At 69.9% G+C, this 20,181-nt stretch carries 22 protein-coding genes; 7 read left to right on the top strand and 15 right to left on the bottom strand.

The features are described 5' to 3' along the window. Nucleotides 1–108: 108 nt before the first annotated feature. Nucleotides 109–2,325, bottom strand: a complete 2,217-nt coding sequence (gene scpA, locus AC5Y5E_RS06090) for a methylmalonyl-CoA mutase (RefSeq protein WP_499902089.1) — start codon at nucleotides 2,323–2,325, stop codon at nucleotides 109–111. A gap of 4 nt (nucleotides 2,326–2,329) precedes the next feature. Beyond that, the gene (gene mutA, locus AC5Y5E_RS06095; RefSeq protein WP_499902090.1) at nucleotides 2,330–4,192 is read right to left on the bottom strand and encodes a methylmalonyl-CoA mutase small subunit; all 1,863 of its coding nucleotides are present in this window, start codon (nucleotides 4,190–4,192) and stop codon (nucleotides 2,330–2,332) included. 179 nt (nucleotides 4,193–4,371) lie between these two features. Between mutA and AC5Y5E_RS06100 the strand changes: the two genes are divergently transcribed. The 3 genes from AC5Y5E_RS06100 to AC5Y5E_RS06110 all read left to right on the top strand — a co-directional run bounded on the left by AC5Y5E_RS06100 (nucleotide 4,372) and on the right by AC5Y5E_RS06110 (nucleotide 5,877). Further along, nucleotides 4,372–5,133, top strand: coding sequence for a TVP38/TMEM64 family protein (locus AC5Y5E_RS06100; protein WP_499902091.1), 762 nt, complete (start codon nucleotides 4,372–4,374; stop codon nucleotides 5,131–5,133). A 119-nt stretch (nucleotides 5,134–5,252) separates the two neighbouring features. Further along, nucleotides 5,253–5,600, top strand: a complete 348-nt coding sequence (locus AC5Y5E_RS06105) for a hypothetical protein (protein ID WP_499902092.1) — start codon at nucleotides 5,253–5,255, stop codon at nucleotides 5,598–5,600. A 22-nt stretch (nucleotides 5,601–5,622) separates the two neighbouring features. Continuing rightward, nucleotides 5,623–5,877: a hypothetical protein gene (locus AC5Y5E_RS06110; protein ID WP_499902093.1), complete on the top strand. Its 255-nt coding sequence runs from the start codon at nucleotides 5,623–5,625 to the stop codon at nucleotides 5,875–5,877. A gap of 70 nt (nucleotides 5,878–5,947) precedes the next feature. Here the strand turns inward: AC5Y5E_RS06110 and AC5Y5E_RS06115 are convergent, their stop codons facing one another. Beyond that, nucleotides 5,948–7,420, bottom strand: a complete 1,473-nt coding sequence (locus AC5Y5E_RS06115) for a sensor histidine kinase (protein ID WP_499902094.1) — start codon at nucleotides 7,418–7,420, stop codon at nucleotides 5,948–5,950. Further along, entirely contained in the window at nucleotides 7,417–8,142 is a 726-nt protein-coding gene (locus AC5Y5E_RS06120) for a response regulator transcription factor (protein WP_499902095.1), read from the bottom strand. The genes AC5Y5E_RS06115 and AC5Y5E_RS06120 overlap by 4 nt, the downstream gene beginning before the upstream one ends. 115 nt (nucleotides 8,143–8,257) lie before the next feature. Between AC5Y5E_RS06120 and AC5Y5E_RS06125 the strand changes: the two genes are divergently transcribed. The 3 genes from AC5Y5E_RS06125 to AC5Y5E_RS06135 are packed head-to-tail and all read left to right on the top strand — an operon-like array spanning nucleotide 8,258 to nucleotide 9,220. Next, nucleotides 8,258–8,491, top strand: a complete 234-nt coding sequence (locus tag AC5Y5E_RS06125) for a FitA-like ribbon-helix-helix domain-containing protein (RefSeq protein WP_499902096.1) — start codon at nucleotides 8,258–8,260, stop codon at nucleotides 8,489–8,491. Next, nucleotides 8,488–8,904: a type II toxin-antitoxin system VapC family toxin gene (locus tag AC5Y5E_RS06130; RefSeq protein ID WP_499902097.1), complete on the top strand. Its 417-nt coding sequence runs from the start codon at nucleotides 8,488–8,490 to the stop codon at nucleotides 8,902–8,904. Before AC5Y5E_RS06125 ends, AC5Y5E_RS06130 begins: the two co-directional genes overlap by 4 nt. Nucleotides 8,905–8,944: 40 nt before the next feature. Then, nucleotides 8,945–9,220: a hypothetical protein gene (locus AC5Y5E_RS06135; protein WP_499902098.1), complete on the top strand. Its 276-nt coding sequence runs from the start codon at nucleotides 8,945–8,947 to the stop codon at nucleotides 9,218–9,220. Here the strand turns inward: AC5Y5E_RS06135 and AC5Y5E_RS06140 are convergent. The 4 genes from AC5Y5E_RS06140 to AC5Y5E_RS06155 are packed head-to-tail and all read right to left on the bottom strand — an operon-like array spanning nucleotide 9,183 to nucleotide 12,553. Next, a complete protein-coding gene (locus AC5Y5E_RS06140) occupies nucleotides 9,183–10,547 on the bottom strand; it encodes an MFS transporter (protein ID WP_499902099.1) in 1,365 nt (454 codons plus the stop codon). The genes AC5Y5E_RS06135 and AC5Y5E_RS06140 overlap by 38 nt on opposite strands. Nucleotides 10,548–10,579: 32 nt before the next feature. After that, on the bottom strand, nucleotides 10,580–10,936 hold the full coding sequence (locus AC5Y5E_RS06145) for a DoxX family protein (protein ID WP_499902100.1): 357 nt from the start codon (nucleotides 10,934–10,936) through the stop codon (nucleotides 10,580–10,582). 10 nt (nucleotides 10,937–10,946) lie between these two features. Next, the gene (locus tag AC5Y5E_RS06150) at nucleotides 10,947–12,089 is read right to left on the bottom strand and encodes an SPFH domain-containing protein (protein ID WP_499902101.1); all 1,143 of its coding nucleotides are present in this window, start codon (nucleotides 12,087–12,089) and stop codon (nucleotides 10,947–10,949) included. Between the two features lie 29 nt (nucleotides 12,090–12,118). Continuing rightward, nucleotides 12,119–12,553 (bottom strand): NfeD family protein, encoded by a 435-nt coding sequence (locus AC5Y5E_RS06155; RefSeq protein ID WP_499902102.1) that lies wholly within the window; start codon nucleotides 12,551–12,553, stop codon nucleotides 12,119–12,121. 57 nt (nucleotides 12,554–12,610) lie between these two features. On the opposite strand from AC5Y5E_RS06155, the gene AC5Y5E_RS06160 reads away from it, so the two are divergent. After that, nucleotides 12,611–13,528, top strand: a complete 918-nt coding sequence (locus tag AC5Y5E_RS06160; protein WP_499902103.1) for an Rv1486c family protein — start codon at nucleotides 12,611–12,613, stop codon at nucleotides 13,526–13,528. On the opposite strand, the gene AC5Y5E_RS06165 is transcribed toward AC5Y5E_RS06160, so the two are convergent. The 7 genes from AC5Y5E_RS06165 to ripB form a co-directional block, all read right to left on the bottom strand. Then, nucleotides 13,525–14,529 (bottom strand): ferrochelatase, encoded by a 1,005-nt coding sequence (locus AC5Y5E_RS06165; protein ID WP_499902104.1) that lies wholly within the window; start codon nucleotides 14,527–14,529, stop codon nucleotides 13,525–13,527. The genes AC5Y5E_RS06160 and AC5Y5E_RS06165 overlap by 4 nt on opposite strands. Before the next feature lie 6 nt (nucleotides 14,530–14,535). Continuing rightward, nucleotides 14,536–15,345, bottom strand: coding sequence for an NADH-dependent enoyl-ACP reductase InhA (gene inhA, locus AC5Y5E_RS06170; RefSeq protein ID WP_499881827.1), 810 nt, complete (start codon nucleotides 15,343–15,345; stop codon nucleotides 14,536–14,538). A 14-nt stretch (nucleotides 15,346–15,359) separates the two neighbouring features. Further along, nucleotides 15,360–16,103, bottom strand: a complete 744-nt coding sequence (gene fabG1, locus AC5Y5E_RS06175; RefSeq protein ID WP_499902105.1) for a 3-oxoacyl-ACP reductase FabG1 — start codon at nucleotides 16,101–16,103, stop codon at nucleotides 15,360–15,362. Between the two features lie 121 nt (nucleotides 16,104–16,224). Beyond that, the gene (locus tag AC5Y5E_RS06180) at nucleotides 16,225–17,232 is read right to left on the bottom strand and encodes a VWA domain-containing protein (RefSeq protein ID WP_499902106.1); all 1,008 of its coding nucleotides are present in this window, start codon (nucleotides 17,230–17,232) and stop codon (nucleotides 16,225–16,227) included. After that, the gene (locus AC5Y5E_RS06185) at nucleotides 17,229–18,182 is read right to left on the bottom strand and encodes a DUF58 domain-containing protein (protein WP_499902107.1); all 954 of its coding nucleotides are present in this window, start codon (nucleotides 18,180–18,182) and stop codon (nucleotides 17,229–17,231) included. The genes AC5Y5E_RS06180 and AC5Y5E_RS06185 overlap by 4 nt, the downstream gene beginning before the upstream one ends. Next, nucleotides 18,179–19,309 (bottom strand): chaperone MoxR1, encoded by a 1,131-nt coding sequence (moxR1, locus tag AC5Y5E_RS06190; protein WP_499902108.1) that lies wholly within the window; start codon nucleotides 19,307–19,309, stop codon nucleotides 18,179–18,181. Before moxR1 ends, AC5Y5E_RS06185 begins: the two co-directional genes overlap by 4 nt. Before the next feature lie 121 nt (nucleotides 19,310–19,430). Then, on the bottom strand, nucleotides 19,431–20,162 hold the full coding sequence (gene ripB / locus AC5Y5E_RS06195) for an NlpC/P60 family peptidoglycan endopeptidase RipB (protein WP_499902109.1): 732 nt from the start codon (nucleotides 20,160–20,162) through the stop codon (nucleotides 19,431–19,433). Between the last annotated feature and the right edge of the window lie 19 nt (nucleotides 20,163–20,181).

Genomic DNA, 20,181 nt, shown 5'->3' on the forward strand with positions numbered 1-20,181 from the left:
AGACCTAGCCCGATCGCCCGATCATGAATACATGGCGCCCGGGATCCGTCGACGGCCCAGGTGTGCCGCTAATAGACCGAGGTCACCAACGCATCCGGTGAATGCGCGCTAATCCAGCTTGTATTCAAGCCGCTCGGCGAGCTTGTGCAGCAGGCCGATCGCGGCGTCCGCGATCACCGTTCCGGGCGGGAAGATGGCGGTGGCCCCGGCGGCGTACAGCTCGTCGAAGTCGCCGGGCGGGATGACGCCGCCGACCACGATCATGATGTCGGGCCGTCCCACCTCGGCCAGCGCGTCGCGCAGCGCCGGCACCAGCGTCAGGTGGCCGGCGGCCAGCGACGACACCCCGATGACGTGCACGTCGTTGTCGGCGGCCTGGCGGGCCACCTCCTCGGGCGTGGAGAACAACGACCCGACGTCGACGTCGAAACCGATGTCGGCGAACGCCGTCGCGATCACCTTCTGCCCACGGTCGTGGCCGTCCTGGCCCATCTTGGCCACCAGGATCCGGGGCCGGCGACCGTCGGCCTCGGCGAATTTCTGGACCAATTCGGTGGCGGTTGCGATGTTGGTCGCCTTTCCGGCCTCGTGACGGTAGACCCCGGCGATAGTACGGATCTCCGCCTGGTGACGGCCATACACCTTCTCCAGCGCGTCGGAAATCTCGCCCACGGTGGCCTTGGCGCGGGCCGCGTCGATGGCCAGCGCCAGCAGGTTGTTGCCCAGGCCATCTGCCCCGGCCCGACCGTGCGCGGCCGCGGCGCGCGACAGCTCGGCCAGGGCGGCGTCGACGGCCGCCTGGTCGCGGCCGGCCCGCAGCTCCCGCAATTTCGCCAACTGCTCGGCCCGCACGCGGCTGTTCTCGACCTTGAGCACCTCGATTTCCTGGTCCTCGTCGACCTGGTACTTGTTCACGCCGATCACGGGCTGCTGGCCCGAGTCGATGCGGGCCTGGGTGCGCGCGGCGGCCTCCTCGATGCGCATCTTGGGGATGCCGTCGTCGATGGCCTGCGCCATGCCACCGTGCTCGGCGATCTCGGCCATGTGGCCGCGCGCGGCCTCCGCGAGCCGGTGCGTCAGCCACTCCACGTAATAGGAGCCGCCCCACGGATCGATCGGCCTGGTGGTGCCCGACTCCTGCGCCAACAGCAGCTGGGTGTTGCGCGCGATCCGGGCCGAGAAGTCGGTGGGCAGCGCCAGCGCCTCGTCCAGCGCGTTGGTGTGCAGCGACTGCGTGTGGCCCTGGGTGGCGGCCATGGCCTCGATGCAAGTGCGTGCGACGTTGTTGAAGGCGTCCTGGGCGGTCAGCGACCAGCCCGAGGTCTGCGAATGCGTGCGCAACGACAGGGATTTGGGGTTCTTGGCGCCGAACCCCGCGACCAGTTCGCTCCACAGCAGCCGCCCGGCGCGCAGCTTGGCGACCTCCATGAAGAAGTTCATGCCGATGCCCCAGAAGAACGACAGCCGGGGCGCGAACTTGTCGATGTCCAGCCCGGCGTCCAGGCCCGCCTTGATGTAGTCGACGCCGTCGGCCAGGGTGTAAGCCAGCTCCAAATCCGCTGTGGCACCGGCCTCTTGGATGTGGTAACCGGAGATCGAGATGGAGTTGAACTTGGGCATCTTGGCGCTGGTGTAGGCGAAGATGTCGGAGATGATGCGCATCGACGGCTTGGGCGGATAGATGTAGGTGTTGCGCACCATGAACTCTTTGAGGATGTCGTTCTGGATGGTGCCGGCCAGCTTCTCCGGTGGCACCCCCTGCTCCTCGGCGGCCACCACGTACAGCGCCAGGATCGGCAGCACGGCGCCGTTCATGGTCATCGACACCGACACCGCCGACAGGTCGATGCCGTCGAACAGCTGCCGCATGTCGAGGATGGAATCGATTGCCACACCGGCCATTCCGACGTCGCCCTGGACGCGGGGGTGGTCGGAGTCGTAGCCGCGGTGGGTGGCCAGGTCGAAGGCGACCGACAGGCCCTTTTGGCCGGCGGCGAGGTTGCGGCGGTAGAAGGCGTTGGAATCCGCCGCGGTGGAGAACCCGGCGTACTGGCGAATTGTCCACGGCTGGTTGACATACATCGTCGGGTAGGGGCCGCGCACGAAGGGGGGCTCTCCCGGGAAACTGTTCAGCGGATAGCCCTCGGCCGCCGCGGCCGCACGATCGGCGGCGATGTACACCGGTTTGACATCGATGCCTTCGGGCGTGTGCCACTCGGCGGCGAGGTGGTTTCGGGCGGCCGCCTCGGTGGGCGGGCGCACTTCGCGATCGCCGTGCAGCGGGATGTCGGAGAAGCTGCCGACGGCAGGCGTCGTCATCGTCATGGCGCTACGCTCCCAACCGGGTGAGCAGGTTCGAAAGGGCTTCGACCGCATTGATTTTCGCGGTCAGGTACTCGTCCGGCCGATGTGCGGCATCTCCCAGCGCCCGCTCCGGGCCCGCGAGGTAGACCGTCGTCACACCGGCGCCTCGGGCCGCCTCGACGACGCCCGAAGCGTCGTCGAGATAGCGCTTGTCGGTGCCGCACACGATGGCCACCGTCGAATCGGCGTTGGCCACCGCGGCCGCGACCCCGGCGGCGTCGACCGGCCCCGGGTTGATCGCCTCGATGCCACCCGACGCGAGCAGGTTGGCCGCGAACGTCGTCCTGATGTTGTGCTCGGCCAACGGGCCCAGCGGCAGCAGCAACGCCTTGGGGCGCGAACCCGTGCGCGCCAGGAAGGCGTCGGAACGGTCCCGCAGGGCTTCGAACTCCGCCGCGTAGCGCCGGACCCCGGATGGCGAATGCTCTTGCGGCTCGGCCTGTGTCAGGGGAGGTTCCTCGAGGTTCGGATATTCGTTGACGCCGGTGATCGCGGTGCGCCGATGCGCGATGTCGTCGGCGCGCCGCGCGGCGACGTCGGCGATCTGCTCGGCGATGTAGTCACGGGCGTCGGCGAACCCGCCGCGGGCCGCCCGCTCCTCGGTGGCCTGGAACTGCTGCCACGCCCGCTGGGCCAGCTGCTCGGTGAGGTCCTCGACGTACCAGGACCCGCCGGCCGGGTCCAACACCCGTCCGACGTGGGACTCCTCCAGCAGCAGCAGCTGGGTGTTGCGGGCGATGCGGCGCGCGAAGCCGCGCCCAACTCCGGGAAAGCCGCCGGGGATGGCCACATCGAAGGGCAAGACCACCACGGTATCGGCGCCGCCGACGCCCGCGCCGAAGGCGGCCACCGTGCCGCGCAGCATGTTCACCCACGGGTCGCGCTGGGTCATCATCGGCAGCGAGGTCTGGGCGTGCACCACCGCCGCGCCGGCCGCCGGCTCCCCGACGACCTCGGCGACGCGCGCCCACAGCTGACGCGCGGCGCGGACCTTGGCGATGGTCATGAACTGGTCGTCGTCGGCGGCCAGCCGGAAGCTGATCTGCCGCAACGCCTGTCCGGCCGGGATCCCGGCCTCGGTGAGCAGACGCAGGTAGGCCACGGCGGCCGCGAGGCCGCCGGCCAGCTCCCAACTGGCGTTGGCCCCGAGGTTGTGGAAGGCGGGGCCGTCGACGGTGATCGCCCGCACGCCGTGGTTTGCGGCCACCCGCGTTGCAATGGCGACCACCTGCTCGGCCGACGGGGATTCCCGGCGGCTCAGCGTCGCGGTCAGCGGGTCCGCGCCCAGGTCGATCGACAGGGCGTCCCGCTTGTCGGCATCCAGCTGGTCGACCAACGCCAGCAGGGCGTCGCAGGCCTCGGTGTAGTGAGCGCCCGCGTCGAGGATCACCGGCACCAGATCCAGGTAGACGCCCGAGAGCAGCTGCCCGAGGTCGCCGGCCGCCACCCCGGACTCCCCCACCCGTACCAGCAGCGCGCTGACCCCGTCGGTGAGGGCGGCCAGCATCGCGGCGTTGGGGTCATCGCAACCCGGCGCGGGAAAAGCCTCGGCGACCTTCCAGCCGGCGTCGACGTCGCGGGCCGCGTCGGCGCCGCGCACGTAGGGCCACTCGCCGGGCAGCGCCGGTTCGGGGAGCTGGTCGAGCGCGGTGTAGAGCGCCCGGACGGCGATCCCGTCGTAGGTCGGGGTTTCCAGCAGCCGTTCGGGCTCGTCCCCCAGTTGCTCGGGATCCTTGCGCGAGCTCTTCGACAGCACACCGGCGACCGCGGTGCGCCAACGCCCGCGAACCTGTTCCAGGCCGGCGAGTTCGGGTACATCAATGGACACCGATTGCTCCCTTTTTCCCAGTAAATGGGGCTCTGCCAATTACTGACGAGGCTAATTGATTGGGCCTCCCGGCAAAAAACCGCGCGGGGCGACCAGCGGGACGCGCCGGTTGCGGACGGCGATGAAACGCCAGGCTCTGGAAAGGACTTATTCGACCGTCCCCCGTACCCTTGACAGGCGTGACGGGTTCCGCCACCTGCAAAATCACCGAGCGATTGCGCGACGTCGGCCGCGCCCTGGCCGCGACGGCTCGGCAGCTGTCCGGGCCCCGGACAATCGCGACAGTGGTCGGTATCACAGCGCTGATCGTGGCGGCCAGCTGGCTTCGGTTGCCGACGCCGGTGCAGATGCGGGACTGGGCCGAGTCGGTGGGCCCCTGGTTTCCGTTGGCCTTTCTCGCCGCGCACGTCGTGGTCACCGTGGTGCCGGTGCCCCGCACCGCGTTCACCCTGGCGGCCGGGCTGCTGTTCGGCCCCCTGCTGGGGGTCGCCATCGCGGTGGTCGCGAGCACTGCGAGCGCGGTGCTCGCTTTGCTGCTGGTGCGGGCGGCCGGGTGGCAGCTCAACCGACTGGTTCGCCACCGCGCGATCGACACGGTCGACGAGCGCTTGCGCGAACGCGGCTGGCTGGCCGTCTTTTCCCTGCGGTTGATCCCCGCCGTGCCGTTTTCGGCGATCAACTACGCCGCCGGCGCGTCGGCGGTGCGCCCGGTGCCGTACACGCTGGCAACGCTGGCGGGTTTGCTGCCCGGGACCGCGGCCGTGGTGATCCTCGGCGATGCGCTCGCCAGTCACCCGAGCCCGCTGCTGCTTCTGGTGTCGCTGTGCACGGGGGCCTTGGGGCTGACGGGGCTGATCATCGAGATCCGCCAATTCCGGCGCCACCACCGCCGGAGGATCCAGGGAGACGTGCGTTCGGCCGAGCCGGCCGTCGTCACCTGACGTCGCCTCGGCGATTCTGAACCGAACCTGAAGATCTGAGCGCTACGAGCCGCTCTTCAGGTTGACTTCAGATCCGCTTCCTACCGTCGCCGGCATCAGCACAGCGACAAGGAGGCACAGTGACCGCCGAGGAATCAACCCAAACCACACAACCCGCAACTGCACCTTCGGTCCTGCAGCGGCACCCGCTCGGTGTCGCCGTCGGCACCGGATTGGCCGGGCTCGTCGTCGGCGCGTTCGGGGCCGCCACCCTGATCGGCCTCTGGGCCCCCGCGCCCCCGCCGCCGGGCGGGGGTTTTCCGCCGCCGCCGGCCGCCTGGGGTCCCCCGCCGCCACCGCCGTTTGGCTGGCACGCACCGCCGCCGCCCTGGGCCGGCCCGCCGCCGGGCCAGCCGCCGCAGCCCGGCGTCCCCGCTCCCCCCGCCGGACCGGCGTCCCCGCCGTCGTCGCCACCGCAGGCCCACTAACAAATAAAAGGAGAAAAGGTTGATGAACATCAAGCAAGCGATCGCCAGCACGTTGCTCGCGGGCGCCCTCGGGGTGGCCGCGGCAGGCTTCGGTGCCGCGGTGGCCAGCGCCGATCCGCCGCCGCCACCACCGGGACCGGGACAGCCCGCACAGCCGCCGCCCGGTCCGGGGGGTCCGGGCGGACCGTTCGGGGCTCCCCCGCCCGGGCCCGGTGTACCGGGCGGACCATTTGGGCAGCACCCCGGCGGACCACCTCCACCGCCGCCGGGATTCTGACGCCGGAGGTCCAGGGCACTGACGAGCGGTGGTCGCCCCAATCAATCCGGTTGGGGCGGCCACCGCTCCCTCAATTCACGCCCGCGTCGAGCGGCAGGCTGAGCCGGAATTGGGCCCCGCCCTCGCCCGGCAGACACGTCAGGTCCCCGCCATGCGCGCGCGCCAGCGCCCGGGCGATCGGCAGGCCCAGGCCGGCGCCGCCGTGGTCGCGGGCGCGCCCGGCGTCGAGGCGTACCAGCCGCTCAAAGATGCGGTCGCGCTCGTCGTCGGGAACGCCGGAGCCGGTGTCGGTGACCGTGACCTCGGCGGTCTGGTCGCTCGAGCGGAGGTCGATGTGGATGGCGCCGCCCGCGGGGGTATGCCTGCGGGCGTTGTCGAGCAGGTTGGACAAGATCTGCGCCAGCCGGGTCGGGTCCGCATTCATCCGGAGTTCGTCGAGGCCGGTCCGGACGACCGTGACGGCGGGCGCCAGCATGGTCGCCCGGTCGGCTTCGGCGTGGACCAGGGCGGCCAGGTCGACGTCTTGCAGATCCAGCGGCAGCCCGGCGTCGATGCGGCTCAGGTCCAGCATGTCGGCCACCAGGCGTCCGGCGCGGCGGGCGTCGGACAGCAGCAGGCTGGCACGGCGGTACTGACCGCGCGCCGCGTCATCCGCTTGATGCTGGCCGGCGTTGCTGACGAGCTGCTCGGCGGCTACCAGGATGCCGGTGATCGGCGTGCGCAGCTCGTGCGCGGCGTCGACGAGGAATCCCCTGGTCGCCTCCTCGGCGCGCTGCGCGGACTCGGCGGACTGCCGGGCCCGGTCCTCGGAGGCTTCCAGGGCGTCGAGCATGCCATCGAAAGCCGCAGCCGCGCGGCCTAATTCGGTGCTCGGACGGTCGGGACGCAGCCGCCTACCCCGGTCGCCGGTGGTGATGGACCGAGCCAGGGTGGTGAGCCGGTCAAGGGGCCGCAGCGCGGCGCCGGTGACCAGGATGAGCAGCAGACCGGCGGCGGCGAGGAAGGCCAAGCTCGCCACCACCATGACTTCGCGCAGCCGGCGCAGCAGCGCGGTCGTCTGGGTCGTGTCGGCAACCAGGATCACCTTTCCCCCGGTGTTCAGCGGGTGCACGATGACCGCTGCGGTTGCGTCCGCGGGCGGTGGCGGCGGTGGGCCCCACGGTGGCGGTGGTGGGGGCGGCCCCCACGGCGGAGGTCGCGGGCCCCACGGCGGCGGCGCGGGCGGCAGCTCGGTCGCCCCCGCCGTGGTGTCGAGGCTTATCGCGTGGTCGCCGTAGCTGGTTCCATCCGGGGTGATCAGCAGCGCGCGGATGCCGCCGCCGCCGAGCTGCGCGACCAGGCGCTCGGGTGGGGTGTTGGCGGCGGCCAAGGCGTCCGCGCGCGCTGCCGTCGCCATCAATCGATCGTGCAGATCGCGGCGGGCCTGCGATCCGACCACCAAATCGATCGCGACCCCGAGCACCACCAGCAGCCCGGTGAGCAGGCCGAGCACCATCACGATCACCCGCCGGCGCAACGACGGTGTCCGCGTTGTCGCCGTCATGGCCGCACCGCCTGCAGGCGGTAGCCGATGCCCCGCACCGTGTGCAAAACGCGCGGGCCGTGCGCCTCGAGCTTGCGCCGCAGCCCACTCACGTGAACATGCACCAGGTTGGCGTCGTAGGCGTCGTAACCCCATATGGCATTGAGGATTTGGCCGGTGCTGACGATGCGGCCGCGCTGCTCGACCAGAAAGCCCAGCAGCCTGAGCTCGGTGCCGGTCAGTGCCAACGGGTTACCCGATCGCGAGGCGACTCCGGCCTCCAGGTCGAGGGTCAGGTCGCCGAATTGAACCGCCGAGGGCAACCGGCCGCCCCGGCGCAGCACCGCGCCGACCCGCGAGAGCAGCTCGGCCAGTTCGAACGGTTTGACCACGTAGTCGTCGGCCCCGCCGTCCAGCCCCCGGATCCGATCCGGCAACCCGTCGCGGGCGGTGAGCAATACGATTCCGGCCCCGCCCCAGTCCCGGACCACGTCGATCAGCGCGAAACCGTCCCGGCCGGGCAGCATCACATCCAGGATCACCAGGTCGGGCCGAAACCCCTCCAACGCATCCTCGAGCCCGGCGCCGTCGCGGCGGGTCGCGGTCACGTACCCGGCGTCGGCCAATGCCTCGCCGACCATCTCGCGGATCGCCTCGGAATCCTCCACGACCAGCACCCGCGCGGCGACTGCCTGGCCCGCGGCACGGCGCGGGGCGTGGTTGGCGTCGGACCGGTCGCTCATCGTCCCATTGTCGGCGCTACTGGCGCACCGCCGCCTGAAGCGAACCTGAAGAAACCGCCCGACGCGGACAGTTTCAGTGGCTGCATAATGCCTGCATCAATGCTAATCTGCAGGCATGGTGGCTATCACGATCCGGGGCGTTCCCGGGGACGTTCGCGACGAACTGGCCGCTCGTGCAGCCCGGTCGGGCCAGTCGCTACAGGAATACCTCCACGGCCTGCTCCTCGCCACGGCGGACAAGCCAACACCGCGCGATGTCATCGCCCGGGCCCGCGCCAGGGTCGACGCAACGCAAGCGCGCCTCGACGCGGCCGCCATCCTCGCGGCCAAGGACGCCGAGCGCCGGTGACCGGGCGTGTCGTCTGCGACGCGTCGGCGGTCATAGCCGTTCTGCTGGATTCGGGCGGCGACGGGCAATGGGCAACCGGGCGTCTAGCGGACGCGGAACTTTTCGCACCGACGTTGCTGCCCTACGAATGCGCCAACGTCATCAGGCGCGCGGAGCGCGGCGGGGTGATCGGGGCCGACCAGGCCGCTCAAGCGCACGCCGACCTGCTCGACCTGGCGATCGAGTTCTGGCCGTACGACGTGCTGGCGACGCGCGCTTGGGAGCTGCGGGCCAATCTATCCAGCTACGACGCCGCCTACGTCGCCCTTGCCGAGACCATCACGGCCCCACTGGTGACTTTGGACCGGCGGATCCTGCGAGCGCCAGGCATTACCTGTTCGGTGTCGGTCCCCGAGGGCACGTCCGGGCAGTAGCGTCCTCAGATACCCACATCCGACGACCAGGGGAACCAGCATGACCTCCAACGACACCGATGCCCCCGTCCGTCGCCACTCCACGCTCGTCGTAATCGGCGTGGGGCTGGTGGGTTTGGTGCTCGGCGCGATCGCCGCCTTTGCGATCACCGGCCTGGTCTTCACAGTCCGCGTGCAGCTGCCCCCGCCGCCGTATCCGCCACCCCTCGGGTCGAACGCGCCCGGTTGTGTCTACCCGGCGCCGACGTCGGGCACCGCGCCGGCGCCGGCGCCGGGCGTCATGCCGGCTCCGCCCTTGCCGCCGCTGCCGCGCTGAGCCCGACCAGCTCCGTTGAACCCAGCAACGGCTTGCCGGCCACCTCCGGGGCGAAGAACAGGGTGACGGCGCCGACCAGCCCGGCGAACATCAGCATGTAGGCGGGCATCAACGGATTGCCGGTTCCGGCGACCAGCGTCTCGGCGATCAGCGGGGTGGTGCCGCCGAAGGCCGAGACCGCGACGTTGAACCCGATCGACACCGCGCCGTAGCGCACGTGGGTGGGAAACAGCGCGGGCAGGATCGCCGGCTCGAGGCTGCTCAGGAAGAGCATCGGCAGGCCGACGAGCACCACACCGGCGAACTTCGTCGGATACGCCCCGCCGAACCGCATCAACGCGAATGCCGGCAGCGACACCGCGATCAGCAGCCCGCAGCCCGTCCACATCAGCGGTTTGACGCCGATTCGGTCGGACAGCATCGCGACGAGGAGCACCCCGATCGTCAGGACGGCCAGCACCATGAGGACCATCACCAGGGCCGCGGTGTCCCCCACGCCCGCGGTCTTCTTCAGGTACGTCGGCACGTACCCGCTGACCATGTAGCTGGTGTCGGTGACCGCGAGCTCGACACCAAGGCAGATCAGCAACCCTTTCCACTGCCGCACGACCGTCAACTTGAATTGGGTGCCAACCGAGACGGGCAGCGCAACCTTGTGCACCTTCTCGTAACCGGGCGACTCGTCGATCCGCGAGCGCAGGTAAACCGCGACGAGGCCCAACGGCGCGGCCAGCAGAAACGGTATGCGCCAGCCCCAGCTCAGCATGTCGGCGCTCGGCAGCGCCGTCTGCAGCCCCGTCACCAGCACGGCGCCCACCACGAAGCCGGCCAGCGTGCCCACCGGCAGGAACCCGGCCAGCGTCCCGCGTTTGTGGTCCGGGGCGTGTTCGGCGATGAACGTCATGGCGCCCGCGTATTCGCCGCCCGAGGAGAGCCCCTGGCCGATGCGAATGATCGTGAGCAGGATGGGGGCCCAGATCCCGATGGCGTGGTAGCCGGGCAGCACACCGGTCGCCGCGCCGCACACCGCCATCAGGGAGATCGTCATGACCAGCACGGGCTTGCGCCCTATGCGGTCGCCGAGCGGGCCGAAGATGAACCCGCCGAGGGGCCGGACGACGAATCCGGCCGTCATCGTGCCGAATGTGGCGATCAGGTTGCCCGCCCCGGAATTGTCTCCGGGATAGAACGTCTGCGCGAGGAGGGTGGCGACGAGGCTGAACAGGGTGAAGTCGTATGCCTCCATGAAGTTGCCGATGGCCGTGCCCTGGATGGACCGATGCGTCGCGCGCCTATCGGGGACGTGGACCTCAGCTTTTCGACTCATTGGGTAAATGACTTACCCGCAACGCTCGGCAACTAGTCCCGATCCGGGCCCTGCACCGTCATGGCCGCGAAAGTGGCCAAGAACGTGGCGGCGGGAAGGGCGTTGACGATCTTGTCCCGTGCCCGGATGTGCGCGCCGACGGCCAGGGTGAAGTACAGCGTCAGCATCGCCGTCGTCAGCCTCGCCAGGCCGGGGAACCGGGTGACCGAGAGCAGGCCGACCGCCGCGGCCGCCTTGACGACCGGCAGCACCGGACGAATCTCGTCCGGCACCCCCAGGTCGTCCAGAACCTTCTTGATCGGGGCCACCTGGACCCCGCAGGCCACGGCGTCGACGGCATGGAAGACGGCAAGCGCCGCATAGGTTTTCGGTGAATTCAGCGCACTCATACACCCGAGCCTATTGGGTCAGCCGCGGCGGCGCTCCGGGCTCCCCGTCGACCGGGGCGCGGGCTATCGCCTCGGCCTTGGCGACCGCCTGGGCGATCGCCGGGTCGGTCTCGGTGGAGAACCAGTCGGCGACTTCGGCGTCGTCGGACTCGGCGGCGTGCTTCGGGACGTCGTCGACCGGGGACGGCTGGAACCGGAACACGCCGTCCTCGCCCGGGGCGCCCAGGAGTTTGGTGAATCCCTGCAGCGCCGAGCTGAAGTCGCTGGGCACCACCCACACCTTGTTGGCGTCGCCGCGCGCCATCTCCGGCAGTGTCTGCAGGTACTGGTAGGCCAGCATCTCCGGGGTGGGCCTGCCAGCCTTGATCGCGGCGAACGTCTTCTCGATGGCCTTGGCCTGCCCCTGCGCCTGCAGGTAGGCGGCGGCCCGCTCACCCTGGGCGCGCAGCATCCGCGACTGCCGGTCGGCCTCGGCGCCCAGGATCGCGGCCTGCTTGGCGCCCTCGGCGGCCAGGATCTGCGCCTGCTTTTGGCCCTCGGCCTCCTTGATCGCCGCCTCGCGCATGCCCTCGGCGGTCAGGATCATCGCCCGCTTCTCCCGGTCGGCCTTCATCTGCTTTTCCATCGAGGCCTGGATCGACGGCGGCGGGTCGATGCTGCGCAACTCCACCCGGGCGACCCGCAGGCCCCAGCGGCCGGTGGCCTCGTCGAGCACGCCGCGCAGCTGGCCGTTGATCATGTCGCGGGAGGTCAGCGTCTGCTCCAGCGTCATCCCGCCGACCACGTTGCGCAGGGTGGTGGTGGTGAGCTGTTCGACGCCGACGATGTAGTTGCTGATCTCGTAGACCGCCGCCTGCGGCACGGTGACCTGGAAGTAGACCACGGTGTCGATGTTGAGGGTCAGGTTGTCCTCGGTGATCACCGGCTGCGGCGGGAACGACACCACCCGCTCGCGCAGGTCCACGCGGGCGCGCACCCGGTCGATGAACGGCACCAGCAGCGTCAGCTGCCCGCTGACCGTGCGGCTGTAACGGCCCAGGCGCTCGATCACCGCAGCCTCGGCCTGCGGGATCAGCGCAACGGACTTCGCCACCACGATGATCCCGAAGACGATGATCGCAAGCGCCACCACCAACAGAGCGATCCCAGCCATCGTGCTTCCTCCTATTTCTGCCCCAGCGATTACATGTCCTTGAACACCACCGCGGTGGCGCCATTGATCTGCATGACCGTCACCCGGTCGCCGGGTTCGTAGACATCGTTGTCGTTGAGTGGCCGGGCCGTCCATACCTGACCGTCCAGCTTCACCTGGCCCTCGTCTCGCGCGACGCGGTCCAGGACCAGCGCGCTCTTGCCCTCCAGCGCCTTGATGCCGGTCGGCAACCCCTTCGCGGGCGTGAGCCGCCGCCGCAGCGCCGGCCGCACCAACACCAGCAGCAGCACGGAGACGACCACGAACACCGCCGCGTCGGCCCAGATCGGCAAGCCCAGCAGCCAAGTGCTGCCCGCGGCGGCCAACGCGCCGCCGGAAAGCATCAACAGGGACATGTCGCCGGTCAGCGCTTCCGCACCGGCAAGTACCAGCGCGAATATGAGCCAAATCACCGCGGCGGGCATGCGGTCAGAATACGCGTAATCCGCCTTTGCCGGACCAAACAACTACACTCCGAGATCATGTGGTGTCCGAGTGTCTCGCTATCCCTGTGGGCCAACGCCTGGCTCGCGGGAAAGGCCGCGCCCGACGATGTGTTGGACGCGTTATCTCTTTGGGCGCCAAAGCAATCGGTCACCGCGTATGATGCCGTCGCCGCCGGGCACACGGGACTGCCGTGGCCCGACGTCCACGACGCCGGGACGGTCACGCTGCTGCAAACCCTGCGCGCGGCGGTTGGCCGGCCGGCGATTTCGGCACCCTCCGCGCGGCCCGGTCGTTTGCGGGGGACGATCAACTTGGTTCTGCCGGTGCCCGGCGACGTGCGGGGGCTGGCGGCGGGAACGCAGTTCGAGAGCGACGCGCTCGCGGCCGGCGAGGCGGTCATCATCACCAACCCCGACGATCCGACCTCCGCCGTCGGGCTGGTCCCCGAGTTCAGCTACGGCGATCTGGACGGGCCCGACGACGCGAGCCTGGACGAATTGTGCGCGCTGTCCTGGACGGTGTACTCGCTGCCCGGCGCGGCGCCGCCCCACCCGTACGAGCTCGGCGACGCGGAGTACGCGCTGCGGTCCGCCGTGCGCTCGGCCGCGGATGCGCTCGGCGCCATCGGGTTGGGCGCCGCATCGGACGTCGACGACCCGCGCGGGCTCGTCGAGCAGCTGCTGGAATCTGCACGGCAGCACCGCATTCCCGAGCATGCGCCGTCGCGCGCGCTGCGGGTGCTGGAGAACGCCACGCACGTCGACGCCATCATCGCCGTCAGCGCCGGGCTGAGCCGATCCGACTCCCCCGCAGACCGCATCGCCGCGGGGATCACCCAGTCGTCGTCGCAAGCGCAGATCGCCACCGATGCGCTGCGCCCGCTGACCACGGTGGTGCGTTCGGCGCGGATGGCCGCGGTCGACGCGATCCTGCACTCGGCCTGGGCCGATTAGTCCTTGCTTACCCGCGCCGCGCAGTGCGGCGGCCGGCACCGCTCGCCGTTGACACTGGCGAGGCAGCCGGGCACCGGATCCGTTGCGTCCACCCGATTCGGCGCCCGGCCGTGGCGCAGCTCGTCGATCAGGTCCGCGGCCAGCCGGGCGAATCGCCTGTCGGCGTTGGGAGTTGCGGCGCGGGCGAAGGCCATGCCCGCGGCCTCGGCCTGTAATCGCAACTCGTGGTCGAGGTCCCACACCACCTCGATGTGGTCGGCGACGAACCCGATCGGGCAGACGATGACGGCCTTGGCGCTCAGCGTCGCCAGATGGTCGCCCACGTCCGGCTCCAGCCACGGGACCTGGGGCGGTCCCGAGCGCGACTGCCACGCCAGGTCGTAGTCGGTGTAGCCGGCGGCCGCAGCGACGAGCCTTGTGGCATAGGCGACTTGGCGGCTGTAGAGCCGGGGGCCGAAGCGGTCGTCCGCGGCCACCGGGACCGAATGGGCGGTGAAGACCAGCCGCGCGTCCTCCGGCACGGTCTCGGCCGCGGCGGCGACGGCGCCGGCGAACATCTCGACGAAAAGCGGATGGTCGAAATAGGGCCGCAGCTTCACCAATTCGGGCGCGCCCGGCCCGGCCACCCGGCGCGCCCGGGCGATGTCTTCGACGTACTGCGTGCAGCTGGAATATCCGCTCCACGCCGACGTGGCGAACACCGCGGCACGGCGAACGCCGTTGTCACGCATGGTGGCAACGGTGTCCTCGACGTAGGGCCCCCAATTGCGGTTGCCGAAATAGACCGGCAGGTCCAGTTCCGCGCGCAGCTCGGCGATCAGGGCGCGGTTTATGCCGTTGATCGGCGACACGCCGCCGAAATGCAGGTAGTGCTCGGCGACTTCATCCAGGCGCTCGGGCGGCACGTTGCGGCCCCGGGTGACGTTCTCCAGGAAGGGCCGCACCTGCTCGGACCCTTCCGGACCGCCGAAGGACAGCAGCAGGACCGCGTCGAAATCCATTGGTGCTTAGAGCAACTGGGTGCTGGCGCCGCCGTCGGCGTAGATGATGGTGCCGGTGGTGGCCGGCAGCCACTCCGAAAGTAGCGCGCACACCGTCTTGGCGACCGGTGTGGGATCCTTCATGTTCCAGCCGATCGGTGCGCGCTGGTCCCAGCCCTCCTCGAGCAGCTGCATCTGGGCGCCGGCCTCCTCGCCGAGCGCGCCGCCGACGATCGCACTCATCGCAAGCGTCCGGATCGGGCCGGCCGCAACGAGATTCGACCGCACGCCGTACGGCCCTGCCTCGCGCGCCACGAACCGGTTGACCGACTCCAGCGCGCTCTTGGCCACCGTCATCCAGTTGTAGGCCGGCATCGCGCGCGACGGGTCGAAGTCCATGCCGACGATGGAGCCACCGGGGTTCATGATCGGCAGCAGCGCCTTGGCCAGCGAGGCGTACGAAAAGGCGGAAATGTGAATGCCTTTCGACACATCCTCGTACGGAGCGTCGAAGAACGGGTTTATGCCCATCCCGGTCTGCGGCATGAAGCCGATCGAGTGCACCACGCCGTCCAGCTTGTTGCCCTCGCCGATCTCGGCCGTCACCCGCTCGGCCAGCGTGGCCAGGTGCTTCTCGTCCTGCACGTCGAGCTCGATCAGCGGCGCCTTCTCCGGCAGCCGGTCGGCGATGCGCTGGATCAGGCGCAACCGGTCGAATCCGGTCAGCACCAGCTGCGCCCCCGCTTCCTGGGCGACCTTGGCGATGTGAAACGCGATCGACGAGTCGGTGATGATCCCGGAGACCAGAATCCGTTTGCCTTCGAGCAGTCCTGCCATATCCGTCCTTCTACTCAGTGGCCCATGCCCATGCCGCCGTCGACCGGGATGACCGCGCCGGCGATGTAGCCCGCATCCTCGGACGCCAGGAAGCTGACCGCCCCGGCGACGTCCTCGGCGGTGCCGACCCGCTTGGCCGGGATGAATTCCAGTGCGCCCGCCTGGATCCGCTCGTCCAGCGCGCGCGTCATCTCGGTGTCGATGTAGCCGGGGGCGACCACGTTGGCGGTCACGCCGGCCTTGGACAGCTCGCGGGAGATCGAGCGGGCCATGCCGATCAGGCCGGCCTTGGCGGCCGCGTAGTTGGCCTGGTTGCCGATGCCCCACATACCGGACACCGACCCGATGAAGATGATGCGGCCGAACCGCTTGCGCTGCATGCTGCGCGACGCCCGCTGGGCCACCCGGAACGCCCCGGTGAGGTTGGCGTTGATGACCTCGGTGAACCGCTCCTCCGTCATCCGGATCAGGAAGGCGTCTTTGGAGATGCCGGCGTTGGACACCAGCACCTCGACCGGGCCCTGGTGCTCCTCGACCTCCTTGAAGGCGCGGTCGACGGCGTCGTTGTCGGTGACGTCGCACTCGACGCCGAACAGCCCCTCGGGCGCCCCGGATCCGCGGTGCGTGATGGCCACCTTGTGCCCGTCTGCCGCCAACCGCTGTGCGATCGCCAGACCGATCCCCCGATTTCCGCCCGTCACCAGGACCGAACGGGATACGAACGCGGGTTTGACGCCGTCGGTGGCTACTTCAGTCACCCCGCCAACCTATCGCCTCACCGCGGCACGCCCGAAATCTCCCCCCTGTCGCGCCGCGAGCGTCACACTAGCGCGGCGATCGACGCCCACCGTCGCGCTGGCGTGACGCTCGGCGGCAAAGCTAGGTCGGCAGGCGCCGGTTGATCAGCAGCGCCGCCAGCCCCGCGAGCGCCAGCACCAGCGCACCCAGCCGCAGCCAGCCCGAGCTGGCGTCACCCTTGATCGTCTCGTAGCCGATCTGCTGCTGCAGCGACGCGTAGACGGCCTTCAGCTCGGCCAGGCTCGCGGCGTTGTACCAGTTCCCGCCGGAGAGCTCGGCGACCTTCTTCATGGTCGAGTCGTCGACGGGTACGGGCTGGCGCTGGTCGTTGATCTCGACGAACCCGTACGGGGTGCCGAACGAGATCGTCGAGATCGGCACGCCCTGGTCCTTGGCGGTACGCGCGGCGGTGAAGGCGCCCTTGGGGTTGTCCGGGTTGGTCGGCATCGTCTCCTTGCCGTCGGAGAACAACACGATGCGCGCGGGCGGCGGCGTGTCGCCGCCGCCGATCACCGCGCCCACGGTGGCGATCGCCTGCAACGCGGTGAAGATGCCCTCCCCGGTGGCGGTGCGGTCGGCGAACTGGAGCTTGTCCAGCGCGTTCTTGGTCGCCTCCCGGTTGGTCGTCGGCGACACCAGCACCGTCGCGGTGCCCGCGTACTCGATCAGGCCGAGGTTGATCCCCGGGGTCAGCTCGTCGGCGAACGCCTTGGCGGCCTCCTGCGCGGCCGCCATGCGGTTGGGCGGGACGTCGGTGGCGCGCATCGACTGCGACACGTCGATCACCAGCATCACCACCGCGCGATTGCGGGGAATCCGGACGTCGTTCGTCGGCCCCGCCATCGCGATCGTGAACAGCACCAGCGCCAGCACCAGCAGGATCGCCGGCAGGTGCCGCCAACGCGAGGGGCGTTGCGGCGCAACGCTTTCCAGAAGCTCCATGTTGGCGAACCGCAGCATCCGCCGCTGCCGCGCCAGCTGCAGCACGATGTACAGCGCGGCCAGCCCGACCGCCGCGAAGAGGAAAAGGAAAAACCACGCGTGCGCGAAGCCCGACAGCGTCATCGGGCCCAGCAGGGGCAGTGTCACTGCCGGCCCGCCAGCGCCCCGCGCCGGCGGGACTCGACGAAGCGGACGATGTCGGCGATCCAGTCCCGGTCGGTGCGCAGCGTCAGCACCGGGGCCCCGCAGCTGCGGATGGTGCGGGACACCTCCGCGCGGTGCGCCGCGGCCGCCTTGGAGAAGTCGTCACGCAGCTGGGCGTCGATGGTGAATTCCCGGGTGACGCCGGTTTCGGCGTCCTGCAACACGACGTCGCCGATGTCGGGCAGCTCGACGTCGCGCGGGTCGAGCACCTCGATCGCCAGCACCTCGTGGCGGGCCGCGATCGCCCGAAGCGGGCGCATCCAGTTGATGGGGCCGAGGAAGTCGCTGATGATGACGGCCATTCCCCGGCGGCGTTCGGGCCTGCGCAGCGCGTCGATCGCGGTCGCCAGATCGCCGCGCACCCCCACCGGCGCCTTGGGCGTGGTGGCGATGGTGCGCAACAGCGTCTGCTCGTGCTGGCGCCCGGAGCGGGCCGGGACCCGGGTGATGGTCGCGCCGGTGGCGATGATCGCGCCGAGCCGGTTGCCGCCGCCGCTGTTGAGGAAAGTGATCGCCGCCGCGGCGGCCACCGCCAGGTCGCGCTTCTCACACACCGTGGTGCCGAAGTCCAGGCTGGCCGACATGTCGACCACCATCCAGGTCTCCAGTTCGCGGTCGGCGATCATCTGCCGGACGTGCGGGTGCATGGTGCGCGCGGTGACGGCCCAGTCCATCCGCCGGACGTCGTCGCCGGGCTGGTACTCGCGCGACTCCCCCGGCTCGGTGCCCGGCCCAGGGATCAGGCCGAGATGATCACCGTGCAGCACGCCGTCGAGCTTGCGCTTGACCGTGAGCTCGAGCTGGCGCAGCGCCGCCGACAGCTTCGGGTCGTCGATCTGCCCGCGCTCGAACGATGGCGGATGACGCACCGCGGGCTTCTGGGGGTCGGTCACCGACCGCTAGCCGCCACGGTCTGCATCACCGGGGGGACCGAATGACCTTGCTGCGGAACGGCATTCACCTGCGGCAGGGCCACCGTCTGCAGAATCCGGTTGATGACGATCTCCGGCGAGATCTCGTCGGCGAGCGCATCGTAGGTGAGTATCAACCGGTGCCGCAGCACGTCGGGAATGACCTCGACGACGTCCTGCGGGATCACGTAGTCGCGGCCACGCACCAGCGCCAGCGAACGGGCGCCGGCGATGATGCCCAGCGAGGCGCGCGGTGACGCGCCGAACGAGACCCAGGTCTTGACGTCGTTCATGCCGAGTTGCTCGGGGTTACGGGTGGCGGTGACGACCCGCACCACGTAGTCGACCAGCGCGTGGTGGACGAAGACGTTGGACGCGATGTCCTGCAGCCGCAGCAGGTCGCCGGTGTTGAGGATCTGCTTGGGCACCGGCGGCTTGACGCCCATCCGATAGATGATCTCCCGCTCCTCCTCCGGCGTCGGGTAGCCGACGTTGATCTTGAACAGGAAGCGGTCCCGCTGGGCTTCGGGCAGCGGGTAGACACCCTCGTGCTCGATCGGGTTCTGCGTGGCCATCACCAGGAACGGGTTGGGCAGCGGGAAGGTCTTGCCGCCGATCGACACGTGGCGTTCCTGCATCACCTCCAGCAGCGCCGACTGCACCTTCGCCGGCGCGCGGTTGATCTCGTCGGCCAGCAGGAAGTTGACCACCACCGGGCCGAGTTCGGTGTCGAACTCCTCCTTGCCCTGCCGGTAGATGCGGGTACCGATGATGTCGGTAGGCACCAGGTCGGGCGTGAACTGGATGCGGGCGAACGACCCGCCGACCACTCGCGCGAACGTCTCCACGGCCAGCGTCTTGGCGACGCCGGGAACGCCCTCGAGCAGGACGTGCCCCTTGGACAGCAGGCCGACCAGCATGCGCTCAACGAGCTGGTCCTGTCCGACGATGATGCGTTTGACCTCGAAGATGGCCCGCTCCAGCGTGTGGACCTCGGCGGCCAGCCCATTACCGCCACCCGGAGGCGCCTCGTGGGCCGGAGGGCCGGAAGGACCAGCCTGGCCCGGGTAGCTGCTGGCGCCCGGGGGCGGCCCACCTGCTGATGTCATCAAGAACCCTCCACGCTCAAACGGACACGACTGCCGGGCAGCGACGTGCCCTGGACCAACTATTCCAGGCCTGCCGGTTTCCGTCGACGCTCGCCCAGCTGATGGCCGGCCTGGCCCGCGATCAGTACTCGATGATCCTAGTCAGGAACGGCGTCATGCCGGGCTTGCGCACCGGGCTGACGGTGACCTTGCCGGCGAGGCTCGACGCCTCCAGCATCTGGCCGTTGCCCAGGTACATGGTGACGTGCTGGCCGCCGTTCGGCCCGTAGAAGATCAGGTCGCCGCGCCTCGCCTGGTCCGGGGGAATGTGGCGCCCGGCGTTGTACTGGTCACCGGAAAACCGCGGGATCAGCACCCCGACACCGGCGAAGCCGTAGCGCATCAGGCCCGAGCAGTCGAAGCCGTTGATGTTGGCGCCGTCGCCGACGCCCTTGCTGGGCCCGTCCAGCGAACCGCCACCCCACGAATACGGCACGCCCATCTGCGAACCCATCCGCTTGATCACGTACTCGATCGCCTGCCGGCCGTAGACCCGCGGGATCTTGCCGCCGGGGTTGGTGGGGGTCGCCGCGGTGGGAGCCGGATCGCCCCCCAGGTTGATCCCGAGCCCGCCGAGGAACTGCTTGCCCAGGTCCATCGTGGTCTGCGCGGCCTGGGCGGTGGCCTGCAGCGAGGCGTTGGCGACGGCGAGCGGATCGCCGGGCGCGCCGGCGCTGATGGTGGCCGGCAGGGTGGGATCCCACCCGGGGTCGGCGCCGGCCACGGGAACCGGCGCGGCGACAGACAACATCAGCCCGGTCACCATTGCGGTGATGCAGGTCAGGTTGATCAGGCGAAACCGTTTGCGGCGCATAGCTCCTCGTTCAGTAATC

The sequence above is a fragment of the Mycobacterium sp. NGS54 genome, assembly GCF_059812465.1.